Source organism: Brachybacterium aquaticum (genome assembly GCF_014204755.1).
GTDB lineage: Bacteria > Actinomycetota > Actinomycetes > Actinomycetales > Dermabacteraceae > Brachybacterium > Brachybacterium aquaticum.
In genome coordinates this window covers 2,680,009-2,695,418 of the sequence record NZ_JACHLZ010000001.1, presented here as the reverse complement: position 1 = coordinate 2,695,418, position 15,410 = coordinate 2,680,009, and the positions used below count along the sequence as shown (strand labels likewise).

Here is a 15,410-nt window from a genome sequence, read left to right as displayed (position 1 = left end):
GGTGTGGGGTTGTTTTTTGAGAACTGTATAGTGGACGCGAGCATCTTGTAAGCAATTTTTATATGCAAAGAGTGTCTTTGTGTTGCCGTAAGTTTTAAAGGGCGCACGGTGGATGCCTTGGCACAAGGAGCCGACGAAGGACGTGTGAGTCTGCGTTAAGCCTCGGGGAGTTGACAACTAAGCTGTGATCCGAGGATGTCCGAATGGGGAAACCCACCAGGGGTCATGCCCTGGTACCCGCTGCTGAATGTATAGGCAGTGTGGAGGGAACGCGGGGAAGTGAAACATCTCAGTACCCGCAGGAAGAGAAAACAAATAGTGATTCCGTGAGTAGTGGCGAGCGAAAGCGGAAGAGGCTAAACCTGGTCTGTGTGATACCCGGCAGGGGTTGCAGGCTTGGGGTTGTGGGACGTGTCTGATGGGTCTGCCGGCTTGTCGACGTGTACGTGTAGTGGTAGTCGAAGTCGTGGTGAGTGCGACGGCGTAGAGGGTGTGACCCCCGTAGACGAAACTGCTGCACGGCGTGACGCTGTTCCCGAGTAGCACCGGGCCCGTGAAATCCGGTGTGAATCTGCCAGGACCACCTGGTAAGCCTGAATACTACCTTGTGACCGATAGCGGACAAGTACCGTGAGGGAAAGGTGAAAAGCACCCCGGGAGGGGAGTGAAATAGTACCTGAAACCGTGCGCTTACAATCCGTCGGAGCCTTGAGGGGTGACGGCGTGCCTTTTGAAGAATGAGCCTGCGAGTTAGTGGTCGGTGGCGAGGTTAACCCGTGTGGGGTAGCCGTAGCGAAAGCGAGTCTGAACGGGGCGTTCAGTCGCCGGCTCTAGACCCGAAGCGAAGTGATCTATCCATGGGCAGTGTGAAGCGCGGGTAAGACCGCGTGGAGGCGCGAACCCACTTCAGTTGAAAATGGAGGGGATGACCTGTGGATAGGGGTGAAAGGCCAATCAAACTTCGTGATAGCTGGTTCTCCCCGAAATGCATTTAGGTGCAGCGTTGCGTGTTTCGTGCCGGAGGTAGAGCACTGGATAGGCGATGGGCCCCACCGGGTTACTGACCTTAGCCAAACTCCGAATGCCGGTACGTGAGAGCGCAGCAGTGAGACTGTGGGGGATAAGCTTCATAGTCGAGAGGGAAACAGCCCAGAACATCAGCTAAGGCCCCTAAGCGTGTGCTAAGTGGAAAAGGATGTGGAGTTGCTGAGACAACCAGGAGGTTGGCTTAGAAGCAGCCACCCTTGAAAGAGTGCGTAATAGCTCACTGGTCAAGTGATTCTGCGCCGACAATTTAGCGGGGCTCAAGCACACCGCCGAAGCTGTGTCATTTCAGCATTTGCTGGGATGGGTAGGGGAGCGTCGTGCAGCCGGTGAAGCCGCGGGGGAACCCAGTGGTGGAGGCTGCACGAGTGAGAATGCAGGCATGAGTAGCGAAAGACGGGTGAGAAACCCGTCCGCCGATTGATCAAGGGTTCCAGGGCCAGGTTTATCCGCCCTGGGTTAGTCGGGACCTAAGGCGAGGCCGACAGGCGTAGTCGATGGACATCGGGTTGATATTCCCGAACCGATCGTAGGAGGACCCATACCGAGGCGTCTGATGCTAACCACCCGAGCTTTCCCCATACCCTTCGGGGTGTGGAGGTTGGTGAGGCTGGGAACCAAGGTCGTAGTAGGTCAGCGCGAGGGATGACGCAGAGAGGTAGCTTCCGCGGACTTAATGGAATAGTCCGTCTAAGCGTGCAGCCCGTTCCCGGGTAATGCTGGGAACATTGAGGGTCAGGCGTGATGGGGATCCCGTATGGGCGTAGGTGAGTGATCCTGTACTGCCAAGAAAAGTTCCGGCGTGACGAATACGGTCGCCCGTACCCTAAACCGACTCAGGTGATCAGGTAGAGAATACCAAGGCGTTCGAGAGAATCGTGGTTAAGGAACTCGGCAAAATGCCCCCGTAACTTCGGGAGAAGGGGGGCCCGACCTGTGAGAGCGGGAAGGGCCGCAGAGACCAGGGAGAAGCGACTGTTTACTAAAAACACAGGTCCGTGCGAAGTCGTAAGACGCTGTATACGGACTGACGCCTGCCCGGTGCTGGAAGGTTAAGAGGACCGGTTAGAGCCCTTTGGGTTCGAAGCTGAGAATTTAAGCCCCAGTAAACGGCGGTGGTAACTATAACCATCCTAAGGTAGCGAAATTCCTTGTCGGGTAAGTTCCGACCTGCACGAATGGCGTAACGACTTCTCCACTGTCTCAACCGCGAACTCGGCGAAATTGCATTACGAGTAAAGATGCTCGTTACGCGCAGCAGGACGGAAAGACCCCGGGACCTTTACTATAGTTTGATATTGGTGTTCGGGACGGCTTGTGTAGGATAGGTGGGAGACTGGGAAGCATTCACGCCAGTGAGTGTGGAGTCGTTGTTGAAATACCACTCTGGTCGTTCTGGATTCCTAACCTCGGTCCGTGATCCGGATCAGGGACAGTGTCTGATGGGTAGTTTAACTGGGGCGGTTGCCTCCCAAAAAGTAACGGAGGCGCTCAAAGGTTCCCTCAGCCTGGTTGGCAATCAGGTGTTGAGTGTAAGTGCACAAGGGAGCTTGACTGCGAGACAGACATGTCGGGCAGGTGCGAAAGCAGGAACTAGTGATCCGGCACCTCATTGTGGAATGGGTGTCGCTCAACGGATAAAAGGTACCCCGGGGATAACAGGCTGATCTTGCCCAAGAGCTCATATCGACGGCATGGTTTGGCACCTCGATGTCGGCTCGTCGCATCCTGGGGCTGGAGTTGGTCCCAAGGGTTAGGCTGTTCGCCTATTAAAGCGGTACGCGAGCTGGGTTTAGAACGTCGTGAGACAGTTCGGTCCCTATCCGCTGCGCGCGTTGGATATTTGAGAAGTCCTGTCCCTAGTACGAGAGGACCGGGATGGACTGACCTCTGGTGTGCCAGTTGTTCTGCCAAGGGCATGGCTGGTTGGCTACGTCGGGAAGGGATAACCGCTGAAAGCATCTAAGCGGGAAGCCTGCTTCGAGATGAGATATCCTTGCACCCTTGAGGTGTGTGAGGCCCCCAGTAGATGACTGGGTTGATAGGCCAGATGTGGAAGCACAGTAATGTGTGGAGCTGACTGGTACTAATGGCCGATGACTTACAACAACTCATCTTTTTGTGTTGTTGCTGCTTGTGTTCGCGTCCACTGTGCGGTTCTCGAGAAACAACCCCAGCATCACGTCAGTGTGGTGTGTGGGCTGGTTGTGTCTCATAGAGTTACGGCGGTCATAGCGTCGAGGAAACGCCCGGTTCCATTCCGAACCCGGAAGCTAAGCTCGATCGCGCCGATGGTACTGCACTCGGGAGGGTGTGGGAGAGTAGGTCGCCGCCGGACATCTTCACTGGGAGTGGAGGAGTGCTTGAACCCCTGAAATGGGTGTTCGCCTCCTCCACTCCCTTTTTTCATGCCCGGATTCTGGTCCCGCTGCGGAGCGCGCCGCCGCTCAGCGGGTCAGGTACTCGTACTCCGCCGAGAACCCCTCGAGGGTGCCCTCGGTCCGCGTGGTGAGCGTGATAAAGGTGTCCTCGTCGGAGAGTCATTGCCGAAGGGCTCGTTCAGGTCCAGGGCGAGGTCGCTGATCGCCACCGGCGCCTCCGGGCTGAGCGGGTACTCGACCTCGCCGTCGGCGCCGGAGAGCGTGAGGGTGCCGCTGCCGGCCTCGACGGTGAACGTGCCGGACACGACGATCTGCGTGTGCCAGTGGTCGCCGGTGAGCTTCTCGCTCCACTGGCTCGTGGACTTCGAGAACCCGGCTGCGCAGCTCATTTCGTGGTGCGCGCCGCTGCAGCGGTTGTAGGATCCCTCGGTGCAGGCGCTCAGCAGCAGCATCGGCGCGAGGAGGAGTCCGGCCACTCCGGCGCGGAGGCGTGATTGCAGCATGCCGGTGAACGTACCCGGCACTACGGTCGCCCGGGACGGCGCAGCGCGGCCCGGCCGGCTCCGCCAGTAGCGCCGTGTTCCGCGCGGTCCGCGCGCTCGAGGCCACCAGCTCGATCCCGAGGCGCATGAAAAGCAGGGAGAACAGGGCGGGGATCCACCCGAGCAGCAGCGCCACGATGGCCGGGACGCCGTTGAACGTGGGGGAGCCGGTCTCGAGGCCCACCCCGCTGACGAGCATGCTGACCGCGATGCCTGCGCCGATGACCATCAGCCGGGTGAGCGCTGCGAGCACGATCGAGAGCACGTGCAGGACCGGGGGGAACCGGTCGGCGACGTAACGGTCGGCCCTGACGTCGAACAAGGCGCTCTCTGCCAGCTCACTTCCGAGGCGACCGCCGCGGCTGTGGCCAGCGCTGCTCGGTGCGTTCCTCGCTGCCCTCGTCATGGAGGCCTCCCCGCCGACGTGGATCGGCCTCCTCCTCGCCGCCGGTGCGGTCACCGCGCTCGGGGCGTCGCTCCGGCGCCTGTCCCATCGCCCGGACTGGTCACCCCGCCATGTCGCGGCGGCGGGGCTCGGGCTGATGCTCGGCCGCGGTCTGCTCGCCTTCACCATCACCCCGCTCGCGGGCCATGTGGACCAGGCCGCGAAGGTCGGCCACAACGCCGTCCTGCTCGCCGTCGTCCTGCTCGCCGGGGCCGTCGCGCTGGGGCCTGATCACCGGGACCGCTGAGGAGCGGGGCTGATCCTGGCCTCACCGCGTCGTGACAGGAGGAGTGTCCAACTGTGCGTAGACGTCATCGGCCTGGCCGTCCGCCTGCATCTGCCTGAGGGCGTCCGAACGCTGCTGCTGGAGGCTGTCCTGATAGGCGACGATATCACCAAGGCGAACCCTGCGGTGCCGGCCGCGCATGTCGAAGGGAAGTGGGCCTTCCTCGAGCAGCTTCACGAAGGTGGGACGCGAGATGTTGAGCATGTCTGCCGCCTCCTGCGTGGTGAGGAGCTGATGGTGGGGGACGACGGTGACGCCCTGCCCGTCGGCCAGATGGTGCACGATCTCCTCGAGGACCTCGGCGACGTCCGCGGGCAGCTCGAGCCGCGTGCCGGAGGCGGTCACCAAGGCAGGGAGCGGAGCGACCTCGGAGCCGCGGTCGCGAAGTGCGGTGACGAGGTCGATGAGCTTTCCGCGCTCGCTCTCGCGCGGCAGGTAGGTCTCCGGTGGACGACGGCGCGTTGCAGGCATGGCAGCTCCTCGAGGTCAGGCACCGTGCTACTCGAAAAAGCCGAAAGCTTGAAGGGTGTGGAGTGGCCGCGACCAAGCACGGCATGACACGCGAGGGCGCCTGCACAAAGGGGCGTTTCAGGGCACGGTGCGACGAATATCGTCAGCGCGTGCTTTGAGACGCCCTATTCTGCAGACGCCACCCCGAACGGGCGGGCCGAGCCTCACCCCGCGACGGGGATCTCCTCGGTCGGGGTGCGGGTGGGCAGGTTCTCCTGCCCGGCACCCGACTGTGCGGCCCCCGCCCTTGCGACCTGCTTCCGGTGCAGCGCGTAGCTCGCGCCCACGATCCCGAGGCCCAGCACCGCGAGGACCGCGCCGGTCCAGGCCGGGGCCACGAGGCCGAGGCCCGCGGCGAGCACGGCGGCACCGAGCGCGGCGCCGAGGGAGTTGCCGATGTTCAGGGCCGAGTGGTGCAGTGCCGCGGCGAGGGAGGGGGCGTCGGGCGAGGCGTCCATGAGGAACAGCTGCAGCGACGGGCCGAGGAACTGGGAGGTCACGGCGATCGTGAAGAGCACCGCCATGCCGGCGATCGCGTTCTCGGCCACGAGCGCGAACAGCGCCAGGGTGATCGCCATGCCGGTGAGGCCGATGACGAGGGTGCCGTAGAGCGACCAGTCGGCGAAGCGGCCGGCGATCAGGGTGCCGAGCGTCATGCCCACGCCGAACACGAACAGCGCAATGGGCACGGCCCGCTCGGGCATGCCCATCACGCCCGGCACGATCTCGCCGATGTAGCTGTACACCGCGAACATGCCGCCGAAGCCGATCGCGCCGATTCCGAGGCCGAACCACACCTGGGCGCGGCGCAGCGCCGAGAGCTCACCGCGCACCGAGGCGGCGGCGCCGGAGTTCTCCGGCTCGGGCACGAGACGCCAGATGGTGGCGGCGGTGACCGCCGCGATCACCACGACGATCCAGTACGCGGCGCGCCAGCCGACGGTCTGCCCGAGCGCCGTCGAGGCGGGCACCCCGAGCATGGTCGCGATGGTCAGGCCCAGCATCACCAGCGACACCGAGCGGGCGCGGCGTCCGGGCGGGGACAGGCGCGAGGCGACCAGCGCCGCGACGCCGAAGTAGGCGCCGTGGGGCAGGCCCGACAGGACGCGCGAGATGGCGAGGACCGCGAAGTCCGGGGCGAGGGCCGAGAGCAGGTTGCCGACGCCGATCAGGGAGATCAGCACCATCAGGAGCCTCGCGCGCGGCACCCGCACGGCGGCGATGGTGACCAGCGGCGCGCCGACCACCACGCCGAGCGCGTACAGGGAGATCAGCATGCCCGCGCGGGGGATGGAGACGTCCAGGTCGTGGGCGATCTGCGGCAGCAGGCCCATCGACGCGAACTCGGTGACCCCGATCGCGAAGGCGCCGAAGGACAGTGCGAGGATGACCAGGCGCAGTCGGCCGGGGGAGAGCGGGGTGGAGGACGCGGTGGGCGCGGTTCCGGGAGAGGTCGTCACGACGGGCTCCAGCAGGGGTCGGCAGGGGAGGAACGCTGCCGACGCTGGTAGCGGTGGGGACTCCGCGATGCTATCGGCCGACGGGGGCTCGGCGATAGGGGATGTGGGGGAGTCGCCCCGCCTGGATCGGCCGACGGGGCGGCCCCTCGGCGGCGCGGGTCCGTCAGCGGCTCGCGCCTCCTCAGCGACCCTCGCGCCTCAGCGCCCGAGGAGTCGGGCGAAGAAGCCGCGCGAGCCCGGGGCGTCCACCTTCGAGCCCGGGGTGCCCGCCTCGTGACCGCCGCAGCGCTGGGCCGCGGGGACGTTCTTCATGACCTGGTCCACGTGCTGGCCGCAGCCGGCCCAGGTGGTCTTTCCGCAGGTGGTGCAGGTGACTGCTCGGCACATCTCGGTGTCCTTCCGTCGTGGGGTGGTGGCGGGGCCGTGGGTCGGCCCGTCGAGGGAGGAGCCGACGAGTCGTCGGTCTCGGGGTGGTGGGGTGGTGTTCAGGCCTGACCGTCGGCCCAGCGGGACCAGCCGGCGTAGCTGCCGTCGAGCTCGACCACGTCGTGGCCGGCGCGGCGCAGAGCCGAGGCGGCGACGGTGTTGCGCAGCCCGGACTGGCAGAAGGTGATCACCCGCGCGGTGCCGGGTGCCGGGAGCCGGTCCTGGTGGAAGAGGACCTTGCCGGCGTTCAACTGCGAGGCCCCAGGGATCGAGCCGGCGGCGTGCTCGCCGCGGCCGCGCACGTCCAGCAGCAGCGCATCGGGCTCTGCCTCCTGGAGCGCGGCGAGGTCCGCGGGGGCGACGAGCGCGGGCGCCTCATGGGGGAGGCCCTCGAGGTCCGAGGTGAAGCCGGTGAGGGCGTCCACGCCCACGCGCACGAAACGGTCGCCCCACTGCGCGGCCTCCGCCGCGTCGGCCGCGAGGACCACAAGCTGCGCGGGATCGGTCTCGGGGTCGAAGGCCGAGCCGATGTGGGTGGCGGCCTTGCCGAGGGAGGGCAGGCTGAGCGCTCCGGGCACGGCGCCGGCGTGCACCTCGTCCACCCCTCGGGTGTCGACCAGCGCCACCGTGCCCGCCGTCATTCCGTCGGCGATCTCCTGCGCGGTGAATTCTCGCGGCACCGGTCGCTCGCCGAGCAGGGCGGGACCGGCCTGGTTCTGCCGCTTCATCCGGGCGAAGTAGGCGTGGGCGTCGGGCTGCCCGTCCAGCAGCGCGTCGACGAAGCCCTGCTCGTCGTCGGCCGCGAGGAAGGGCGCCCACCAGGCGAAGCGGCGCTCGTAGCCGACCGTGGTCGACGGCAGCGACCCGATCGCTTTGCCGCAGGCGGAGCCGGAGCCGTGGCCGGGGTGGACCTGCACGTGGTCGGGCAGAGGGAGGAAGACGCGCCTCAGCGAGGCGAAGAGCTGCTTCGCGCCCTCGAAGCGCGTGTTCTCCATGCCCACGGCCTCGTCCAGGAGGTCGGGTCGGCCGAGGTCGCCGGAGAAGACGAAGTCGCCGGTGAGGACGTAGCCGGGCTCGTCGGTGACGGCGCCGTCGCTGACGAGGTAGGCGAGGTGCTCGGGGGGTGTGGCCCGGGGTGTGGCGGGCGGACACCGTGACGTTGCCGAGGGTGATCGTGTCCCCGTCCATGAGGCGCTGCGCCTCGAAGCCGTACTGCCAGTCCTGCCCGCCCTCGCCGGAGACGTAGGCCTGCGCGCCCGTCGCCGCGGCCAGCTCGCGGGTGCCGGAGAGGAAGTCGGCGTGGATGTGGGTCTCGGCGACCGCCACGATCCGCATCCCGCGCGCGGCGGCGAGGTCGAGGTAGACCTGCACGTCGCGGCGCGGATCGACCACGAGCGCCTCGCCGCGCTCCTGGCAGCCGATCATGAAGCTCGCCTGCGCGAGGTCCTCGTCGTAGATCCGTTCGAGAAGCATGTCCCTCTCCTGTCCCTCCGGTGCGGAGACCGGGCCCGTCGGGCCGTGTGCCGCCGAGTGTAGGGGATACCCCAGGGGGTATGCAAGATACCCCCGGGGGGATAGGATCTCGGGTGTTCACCGCGCTCCTCGCAGCGCGTCGCCACCCGGCAGGCGCCGGGCCCACTCCCCAGGAGGCCGTCATGGAGCTCGACCCCTCGGAGATGACCGGTGTGATCAACCGGCTCAAGCGCGCCCAGGGTCAGCTGAGCGCCGTCACCCGCATGCTCGAGGAGGGCAGGGACTGCAAGGAGGTGGTCACCCAGCTCTCCGCCGTCTCCAAGGCGCTGGACCGCGCCGGCTTCGCGCTCATCGCCACGAACATGGAGAAGTGCCTGACCAGCCCCGACAAGGAGACAAACACCAAGGAGCTGGAGAAGCTGTTCCTCTCGCTCGCCTAGCGGTCGACCGGCAGTGTGCGGCTGGCACGATGGTCGGCCGACGGGGCGCACGGCCGACGGAGGCGACCGGGATACCCGCCCCATTGCCGCCCTTCCCGCCCCGTGCCAGCCTGAGGGCATGTGCCGCAACATCAAGCCCCTCCACAACTTCGCGCCCGAGGCCACCGCGCAGGAGGTGCACGACGCCGCCCTGCAGTACGTGCGCAAGGTCAGCGGGATGAACGCGCCGTCGAAGGCCAACGCCGAGGCGTTCGAGCGAGCCGTCGCCGAGATCGCCCACGCCACCGACCACCTGCTGGCCGACCTCGTCACCACCGCTCCACCGAAGGACCGCTAGGTCGAACGGGAGAAGGCCCGGGCGCGGGCCGCGAAGCGGTTCGGGACCGCCGCGGCGTCCTGACGGCCCACCCCGACCCACCCGGCCCCGGTTCCGTGCCCTGGACGCAATGGTCTCGTTTCGATCACGACGCCCTTCTGGCATAGGCGTGAAACAAGTGTTGCGGTGAGGTGGGGGCACCACGAGATGCGTTCCGCCCCGCATCCCGGCCCGATCAAGAAGGTGGTCCCCCGGTGAGCCGAACCCTGCACTCCACGCTCCGCGTCCTGCACATCTCCCCGGCACCCCTCGCGCTGCGCCGCCCCGCCCTGGGGGCGCTGGCGATCCTCCCGCACACCGTGCACTACAGCGGCGCGGACCTCGCCGAGCTGCGCCGCGCCCCCGAGTGCGATGTCGCGGTGTTCGATGCGACCTCTGACCTCACCTGGGCCCCGCACATGGCCGCCCGCCTCGAGGCCGCGCGACTGCACCTGCCGCTGGTGCTGATCATGGCCGAGAGCGGCCTGGCCGCCGCGAACCAGGACTGGGGCGCCGCGGATTACCTCCTGCCTACCTCCGGCCCTGCCGAGGTCGACGCCCGCCTCCGCCTCGCGCTGCGCTTCGCCCCGGCGCCGGACCTCGGCCCGGAGCTGATCACCGCGGGCGGGCTCGTGATCGACGAATCGAGCTACACCGCGACCCTGCATGGGCAGACGCTGGAGCTGACCTTCAAGGAGTTCGAGCTGCTGAAGTACCTCGCCCAGCACCCGGGCCGCGTGTTCACCCGCGCCCAGCTGCTGCAGGAGGTGTGGGGCTACGACTACTTCGGCGGCACCCGCACCGTGGACGTGCACGTGCGGCGCCTGCGCGCCAAGCTCGGCGCCGGCATCGAGTCCGCGATCCACACGGTCCGCAACGTCGGCTACCGCTTCGACCTCGCCGTCTCCGAGGCCGTCCCGGAGCTGCAGAGCGCCTGAGGAACCCCGTCATGACCCAGCCCGATCCGACACCGTCGCCGGAGCACCTCAGCCTGCCCGACACCACCGCCCTGCCCGACACCACTGCCCTGCCCGAGACCATCGCCTTGCCTGACACCACCGCGGTCCTGCTCGCAGCCGGGGAGGGGCGGCGTCTGGGTCGCGGCCCGAAGGCGCTGCTGCCGCTCGGCGGGGAGCCGCTGGTCGCGGTGCTGACCCGTCGCCTGCTCGAGGGCGGCTGCCGCGACGTCCTGGTCGTCACCGGCGCCTACGCCGACGAGGTCGGCGCGGTCGCGCGCGATGCCGGGGCGCGGGTCGCCGAGAGCCCGCTGTGGCGCACCGGCATGGCCGTCTCCCTGCGGGTCGGGGTCGCGGCGGCCGACGCCCCGCACCTCATGCTCGCCCTGGTCGACCACGTGGGGCTGAGCCCCGCGCTGGTGCGCCGGGTGCTCGGCGCGCACCGTCCCGGCCGCGCGACCGCCGCCTCCTATCCGGGGCCCGACGGTCGGCTCCTGCGCCGCCACCCGGTGCTGCTCGAGGCGGCCGACGCCCGCGCCGCCGCCGCGGAGGCCCACGGCGATCGCGGCGCCCGCGACTGGCTGCACCGTCACAGCGACCGGGTGGACCTGGTGGACTGCGGGGACCTCGACGACGGCGGCGACCTCGACACCATCGCCGACCTCTCCCGCCTCGCCCGCCGCTGACCCGCGCCCGTCGGTCGGCCCCGTCGGCCGCGCCGACCCCGTCCGCCGCGCCGACGACAGCTCGCCCCGCAAGGGACCGGCCCGCCCGGCCGGCCCCGTCGGCCGCGCCCTCATCCCCGGGCGCGCGCGTGCCCGACCAGCGCGACCGCCGCGCAGAGCGCCCCGGCGAGCAGCAGCCCCGCCCCGACATGCACCTGCAGCAGCAGCGCGCCGACGGCGGCACCGGCGAGCATGAGCAGCACGGCGAGCAGTCGGCGCAGCCACAGCGCTCCGGTCCCGCCGGCCAGTCGCGAGTCCATCGCGAGGCCGGTGATGGTGGAGGTGATGACCACGGTCGTCACGTCCTTCACCGCGAGGGCCCGGGCGGTCGCGGCCTGCGCCCCCATCGCGAGGCCCAGTGCTCCGGTCACGCCGAGCAGCGCCGTGTGCGGGGTGTCCTCCCACAGCAGCAGCATCGCGCCCGTGCCCACCACGACGGCGGCGACCGCGCAGAGCAGGGCGGTGGTCGCGCCGGTCCAGGCGCCGGTGCGCCCGCCGAGGGCGCGGCCGGCGAGGATCGCACCGAGCACGAAGCCTGCCAGCGCCAGCACCGGGCCGACCACGGGCAGGTCGTCCGCGCCGGTCAGCGCCATGCCGAGGATGACGACGTTGCCGGTCATGTTCGCGGTGAACACCCGGTCCAGCCCCAGGTAGCCGACCGCGTCGACGATGCCGGTGGCGAAGGTGAGGGCGAGCATGAGGCGCAGGTGCCGCGGGCGCAGGTCGGGCGCGGGCACGGCGCTCGTCTCCGGGGCGGCAGGGGCGGCGGGGCCGCTCGCGGGGGCGGAGGCGGTGTCGGCAGCAGGGGATCCGGTCATGGCCCCGGACGCTACGGACCTCCCGAAACCCCTGCGGCACGGCCGTGTAACAAGGGCGTAAAACCCCGCCCCTAGCGTTGAGCGTGAGCTGAGGAGGACCATGCTGACGGACATCCTGCGAGCGGGCGAGAAGGTGCCGGCCGGAGTTGCGCACCTCCCCGTGGAGGAGGGGACGAGCCTGTGGGGCCGACTGCCCTGCGCGGCCGACGCCCCCGTGCTGCGCCTCGAGCCCGGCGACGAGGCGGTCATCGACACCCTCAGCCACGAGGGGATCCTCGAGGACCAGGGCCGGGACCCGCGCGCCTTCTTCGGCGCCCACGGCGTCGAGCCCGAGCAGGTGCTGCCCGACGCGATCGCGCTCGCCGCCGGCCATCCCGGCCGCGACCGGGCGACCGACGGCCCCCATGTGGTCACCGGCCCGATCCACGTCGCCGGCGCCCGCCCCGGCGATCTGCTGAAGGTGACGATCCTCGAGCACGAGATGCGCGTGCCCTACGGCGTGGTCTCCAACCGCCACGGCCGCGGCGCCCTGCCCGGCGAGTACCCGGCCGGCCCCGCCACGGTCAGCGTGTTCGCCGGGGTCGAGGACACCGCGGACGGGCCCGTCGGCACCATGGCGCCGCGCGCCGGGGCCGAGCGCACCCTCCGCTTCCCGCTGCGCCCGTTCCTCGGGATCATGGGCGTGGCCGTGCCCGGTACGGATCGCCCCCACTCGGTGCCGCCCGGCCGCCACGGCGGCAACATCGACATCAACCTCCTCACCGCCGGGACCTCCCTCTACCTACCCGTCCAGGTCGAGGGCGCGCTCGCCTACGTCGGCGATCCGCACTTCGCACAGGGCGACGGGGAGGTGGCGCTGACCGCGATGGAGGCGAGCCTGCGCAGCCGGCTCCGGTTCGACGTGATCGCCCGCGACGACGCGGTCGCGCAGTTCGGCGAGGTGGTCGGTCCCCTCGCCGAGACCAGCGAGTACCTGATCCCCACCGGCATGGACGAGGACCTCGACCTCGCCGTGAAGGACTGCGTGCGCCACGCGATCGCGCTGCTCCAGGCCCGCTGGGGCCTGGATCCCGAGCATGCGCTCGCCTACCTCAGCGCCGCCACCGACTTCGACATCTCCCAGGTCGTCGACGTCGTCAAGGGCGTCCACGCCCGCATCCGCACGGCCGACTTCGCGGAGGTCCGCCCATGAGCACCACGTCGAGCTCTGTTCCTCCGGCCGACGTCCTCGCGGACCGCGCCCGCCCCGTCGCGCACGGCCCCGAGATCCCCGGGCTGCTCGAGGCGTTCTGGGAGTACGAGCGCGCGCTCATGGCCGACGACCTCCCGGCGCTCGACGCCCTGTTCGCCCCCGGCCCGGACACCCTGCGCGGCGACGCCGCGGGACTCCTGCGCGGCCACGACGCGATCAGCACCTTCCGCGGCGGGCGCGGCGGCGCCCCGAAGCGCCGCATCGTCGAGGTCGAGGTGCGGGCGCTCGGCGAGGACCACGCCGCGGTCGTCGCGATCACCGAGCTGCTGCGCGGCGGACGCGGCCAGCAGACCCAGGTGTGGCGCCGCGGCGAGGACGGCTGGAAGGTCGCCGTCGCCCACGTCGCCGTCGCCCCGCCCGCCATGGACCGCCGGATCTGGCGGGTCCTCGGCGCCCCGCTCGTCCCGGCCCCTGTCACCGCCGGCGGGGAATCGGCCGACGAGGGAGCGGGCCCCCTCGCCGGGGAGAGGATCGCGGTCAAGGACGTGATCGCGGTGGCCGGGCAGAGGATCGGCGGCGGCAGCCCCGCCCTGCTCGCCGGTGCCCGCCCCGAGCCCCGCCACGCCGACGCGGTGGAGCTGCTGCTGGACGCGGGCGCGGAGGTCACCGGCATCGCCGCGACCGACGAGCTCGCCTACAGCCTCGCCGGCACCAACACCCACTACGGCACCCCGCCGAACCCGCGTGCCCCGCACCGCATCAGCGGGGGTTCCACGTCCGGCCCCGCGTCGGCCGTGTCGCTCGGGCACGCGAGCATCGGGCTCGGCACCGACACCGGCGGCTCCCTCCGCATCCCCGCCGCCTACCAGGGGCTGTGGGCGCTGCGCCCCACCCACGGCGCCGTGCCCCGCGATGGGGTGCTGCCCCTCGCGCCGAGTTTCGACACGGTCGGCCTGCTCACTCGCACGCCGGACCTCCTCGCCCGCGCCGCCGCCGTGCTCCTGCCCGAGGAGCAGGTAGTGCTCGAGGACCCCGTGCTGCGCACCGTCCCGGGACTCGAGACGCTGCTGGACCCCGAGGTCGCAGACGCGCTCGACACCGCCCTCGCACGCTGGCGCACCGCGATCGCCGTCGAGGAGGCGGACCCGCTGGACGCCGACGAGCTCAGCGGTTTCGCCGAGACCTTCCGCCTCCTCCAGGCCCGCGAGGCATGGGCGACCCACGGCGCGTGGGTGCGCGCGCACCGCGACGCGCTCGCGCCCGACGTCGGCGCCCGCTTCGACGCCGCGGCGCAGGTCACGGCGGACGAGGCCGCCGATGCCCAGCAGGCCCGCACCCGCGCCGTCGGCCAGATCCGACGCCGCCTCGCCGACGGGGTGCTCGTCGTCTCCGCGGCCTCCTCGGTCGCGCCGCTCGGGCGGGACGCGACCGCGGGCGGCCCCGCGATCGAGGCGCAGCGCGCGCGGACCCTGCAGCTGACGTGCCTGGCGGGACTGGCCGGTCTGCCGGCGGTCGCGGTGCCGCTCGTGACCGCGAGCGGTCTGCCGACGGCGGTGACCCTCGTCGGCCCGCCCGGCAGCGACCTCGCCCTCATCGACCTCGCCACCCGGCTCGAGGAGGACACCGCACCTCCCGCAAGCCCCGCGCGGGGCACAGCCGCCGCCACCGGCCCCGCGCTCACCACCGGCTCCGCGCGCGCCACCGACCCCGCGCCAGGGAAGATCCCCGCATGAGCACGCCGCCCGCCCTCCAGCGCCTGAACACCGCACCGACCGCCGCGCTCGCCGAGCAGCTGCGCGCCTGCGCCCCGATCGAGTCCTGGGTGCGCCACCTCATCGCCGCCCGCCCCTACCCCTGCGCCGAGTCCCTGCTCGCCGAGGCCTCCGACCGCGCCCGACGTTGGACCCCCGATGAGGTCCACGCCGCCCTCGCCCACCATCCCCGCATCGGGGAGAAGGCGAAGGGCCTGGGCGCTGCGGAGACCGCGCACTCCGCCGCCGAGCAGGCGGGGGTGGAGGACCCGGGGGAGTGGGTGCGCGCGAACGCCCGCTACGAGGAGCGGTTCGGGACCGTGTTCCTCATCCGCGCCGCCGGCCGCACCCAGGCCGAGATGCTCGCCGAGCTCGAGCGGCGCCTGCTCCTCAGCGACGAGGACGAGCAGAAGGCGCGCGCCGAGCAGCTGCGCCAGATCGCCCTGCACCGCCTCGACGCGCTCCTCGCCGACTGACCCGCCTCCTCGCAGGCTTCCCGCCCTCGATCCGCGACGGAAACACCCCTGAAACGTCTGTTGCATTGACTGGGACCAGAACCTATGAATGTCCCAGAACTGCTTGCACGTCCCCAGAACGGAACCTCCT

The 15,410-nt window shown here is 69.8% G+C and carries 12 protein-coding genes, 2 rRNA genes and 3 pseudogenes; 10 read left to right on the top strand and 7 right to left on the bottom strand.

Annotation, left to right across the window (positions count from 1 at the left end; all coding sequences use genetic code 11):
- Positions 1–85 precede the first annotated feature (85 nt).
- Positions 86–3,153, top strand: a 23S ribosomal RNA gene (locus HNR70_RS12025).
- A 112-nt stretch (positions 3,154–3,265) separates the two neighbouring features.
- A 5S ribosomal RNA gene (rrf, locus tag HNR70_RS12020) occupies positions 3,266–3,382 on the top strand.
- A gap of 117 nt (positions 3,383–3,499) precedes the next feature.
- Here rrf and HNR70_RS15980 read toward each other — a convergent pair.
- Positions 3,500–3,928 (bottom strand): hypothetical protein, encoded by a 429-nt coding sequence (locus HNR70_RS15980; RefSeq protein ID WP_246375215.1) that lies wholly within the window; start codon positions 3,926–3,928, stop codon positions 3,500–3,502.
- 76 nt (positions 3,929–4,004) lie between these two features.
- Positions 4,005–4,373: pseudogene (locus HNR70_RS16520) on the bottom strand (DUF4282 domain-containing protein); the annotation flags it as partial.
- Here HNR70_RS16520 and HNR70_RS12010 point away from each other — a divergent pair.
- The gene (locus tag HNR70_RS12010; RefSeq protein ID WP_184325865.1) at positions 4,372–4,659 is read left to right on the top strand and encodes a hypothetical protein; all 288 of its coding nucleotides are present in this window, start codon (positions 4,372–4,374) and stop codon (positions 4,657–4,659) included. The pseudogene HNR70_RS16520 and the gene HNR70_RS12010 sit on opposite strands and share 2 nt — an antisense overlap.
- A gap of 21 nt (positions 4,660–4,680) precedes the next feature.
- Here the strand turns inward: HNR70_RS12010 and HNR70_RS12005 are convergent, their stop codons facing one another.
- The 4 genes and pseudogenes from HNR70_RS12005 to HNR70_RS11990 form a co-directional block, all read right to left on the bottom strand.
- Positions 4,681–5,169 (bottom strand): excisionase family DNA-binding protein, encoded by a 489-nt coding sequence (locus tag HNR70_RS12005; RefSeq protein ID WP_184325864.1) that lies wholly within the window; start codon positions 5,167–5,169, stop codon positions 4,681–4,683.
- Positions 5,170–5,372: 203 nt separating this feature from the next.
- Complete coding sequence (locus HNR70_RS12000) at positions 5,373–6,668, bottom strand: MFS transporter (protein ID WP_184325863.1); 1,296 nt, start codon at positions 6,666–6,668, stop codon at positions 5,373–5,375.
- Positions 6,669–6,866: 198 nt separating this feature from the next.
- On the bottom strand, positions 6,867–7,055 hold the full coding sequence (locus HNR70_RS11995; RefSeq protein WP_184325862.1) for a DUF8730 family Cys-rich protein: 189 nt from the start codon (positions 7,053–7,055) through the stop codon (positions 6,867–6,869).
- 98 nt (positions 7,056–7,153) lie between these two features.
- Positions 7,154–8,567 (bottom strand): annotated as a pseudogene (locus HNR70_RS11990) (rhodanese-like domain-containing protein).
- Positions 8,568–8,749: 182 nt separating this feature from the next.
- On the opposite strand from HNR70_RS11990, the gene HNR70_RS11985 reads away from it, so the two are divergent.
- The 4 genes and pseudogenes from HNR70_RS11985 to HNR70_RS11970 all read left to right on the top strand — a co-directional run bounded on the left by HNR70_RS11985 (position 8,750) and on the right by HNR70_RS11970 (position 11,004).
- Complete coding sequence (locus HNR70_RS11985) at positions 8,750–9,007, top strand: metal-sensitive transcriptional regulator (protein ID WP_184325861.1); 258 nt, start codon at positions 8,750–8,752, stop codon at positions 9,005–9,007.
- A 118-nt stretch (positions 9,008–9,125) separates the two neighbouring features.
- A pseudogene (locus tag HNR70_RS11980) lies at positions 9,126–9,341 on the top strand (DUF2277 domain-containing protein); the annotation flags it as partial.
- Positions 9,342–9,610: 269 nt separating this feature from the next.
- Positions 9,611–10,300: a winged helix-turn-helix domain-containing protein gene (locus tag HNR70_RS16265; RefSeq protein ID WP_376768837.1), complete on the top strand. Its 690-nt coding sequence runs from the start codon at positions 9,611–9,613 to the stop codon at positions 10,298–10,300.
- An 11-nt stretch (positions 10,301–10,311) separates the two neighbouring features.
- Positions 10,312–11,004, top strand: coding sequence for a nucleotidyltransferase family protein (locus HNR70_RS11970; protein WP_184325859.1), 693 nt, complete (start codon positions 10,312–10,314; stop codon positions 11,002–11,004).
- Between the two features lie 110 nt (positions 11,005–11,114).
- On the opposite strand, the gene HNR70_RS11965 is transcribed toward HNR70_RS11970, so the two are convergent.
- A complete protein-coding gene (locus tag HNR70_RS11965; protein ID WP_446680323.1) occupies positions 11,115–11,741 on the bottom strand; it encodes a YoaK family protein in 627 nt (208 codons plus the stop codon).
- A 220-nt stretch (positions 11,742–11,961) separates the two neighbouring features.
- On the opposite strand from HNR70_RS11965, the gene HNR70_RS11960 reads away from it, so the two are divergent.
- The 3 genes from HNR70_RS11960 to HNR70_RS11950 are packed head-to-tail and all read left to right on the top strand — an operon-like array spanning position 11,962 to position 15,280.
- On the top strand, positions 11,962–13,053 hold the full coding sequence (locus tag HNR70_RS11960; protein WP_184325857.1) for an acetamidase/formamidase family protein: 1,092 nt from the start codon (positions 11,962–11,964) through the stop codon (positions 13,051–13,053).
- Entirely contained in the window at positions 13,050–14,786 is a 1,737-nt protein-coding gene (locus HNR70_RS11955; protein WP_184325856.1) for an AtzH-like domain-containing protein, read from the top strand. Before HNR70_RS11960 ends, HNR70_RS11955 begins: the two co-directional genes overlap by 4 nt.
- A complete protein-coding gene (locus HNR70_RS11950) occupies positions 14,783–15,280 on the top strand; it encodes a 2-oxo-4-hydroxy-4-carboxy-5-ureidoimidazoline decarboxylase (RefSeq protein WP_184325855.1) in 498 nt (165 codons plus the stop codon). Before HNR70_RS11955 ends, HNR70_RS11950 begins: the two co-directional genes overlap by 4 nt.
- The last annotated feature ends 130 nt before the right edge of the window (positions 15,281–15,410 follow it).

What these genes read in the sequence shown, in the direction of transcription:
- HNR70_RS11950 (WP_184325855.1), top strand. Translation starts at nt 14,783, where the DNA reads ATGAGCACGCCGCCCGCCCTCCAGCGCCTGAACACCGCACCGACCGCC.
- HNR70_RS12010 (WP_184325865.1), top strand. Translation starts at nt 4,372, where the DNA reads ATGGAGGCCTCCCCGCCGACGTGGATCGGCCTCCTCCTCGCCGCCGGT.
- HNR70_RS12005 (WP_184325864.1), bottom strand. Translation starts at nt 5,169, where the DNA reads ATGCCTGCAACGCGCCGTCGTCCACCGGAGACCTACCTGCCGCGCGAG.
- HNR70_RS11995 (WP_184325862.1), bottom strand. Translation starts at nt 7,055, where the DNA reads ATGTGCCGAGCAGTCACCTGCACCACCTGCGGAAAGACCACCTGGGCC.
- HNR70_RS11960 (WP_184325857.1), top strand. Translation starts at nt 11,962, where the DNA reads ATGCTGACGGACATCCTGCGAGCGGGCGAGAAGGTGCCGGCCGGAGTT.
- HNR70_RS11985 (WP_184325861.1), top strand. Translation starts at nt 8,750, where the DNA reads ATGGAGCTCGACCCCTCGGAGATGACCGGTGTGATCAACCGGCTCAAG.
- HNR70_RS11955 (WP_184325856.1), top strand. Translation starts at nt 13,050, where the DNA reads ATGAGCACCACGTCGAGCTCTGTTCCTCCGGCCGACGTCCTCGCGGAC.
- HNR70_RS11965 (WP_446680323.1), bottom strand. Translation starts at nt 11,741, where the DNA reads ATGCTCGCCCTCACCTTCGCCACCGGCATCGTCGACGCGGTCGGCTAC.
- HNR70_RS11970 (WP_184325859.1), top strand. Translation starts at nt 10,312, where the DNA reads ATGACCCAGCCCGATCCGACACCGTCGCCGGAGCACCTCAGCCTGCCC.
- HNR70_RS15980 (WP_246375215.1), bottom strand. Translation starts at nt 3,928, where the DNA reads ATGCTGCAATCACGCCTCCGCGCCGGAGTGGCCGGACTCCTCCTCGCG.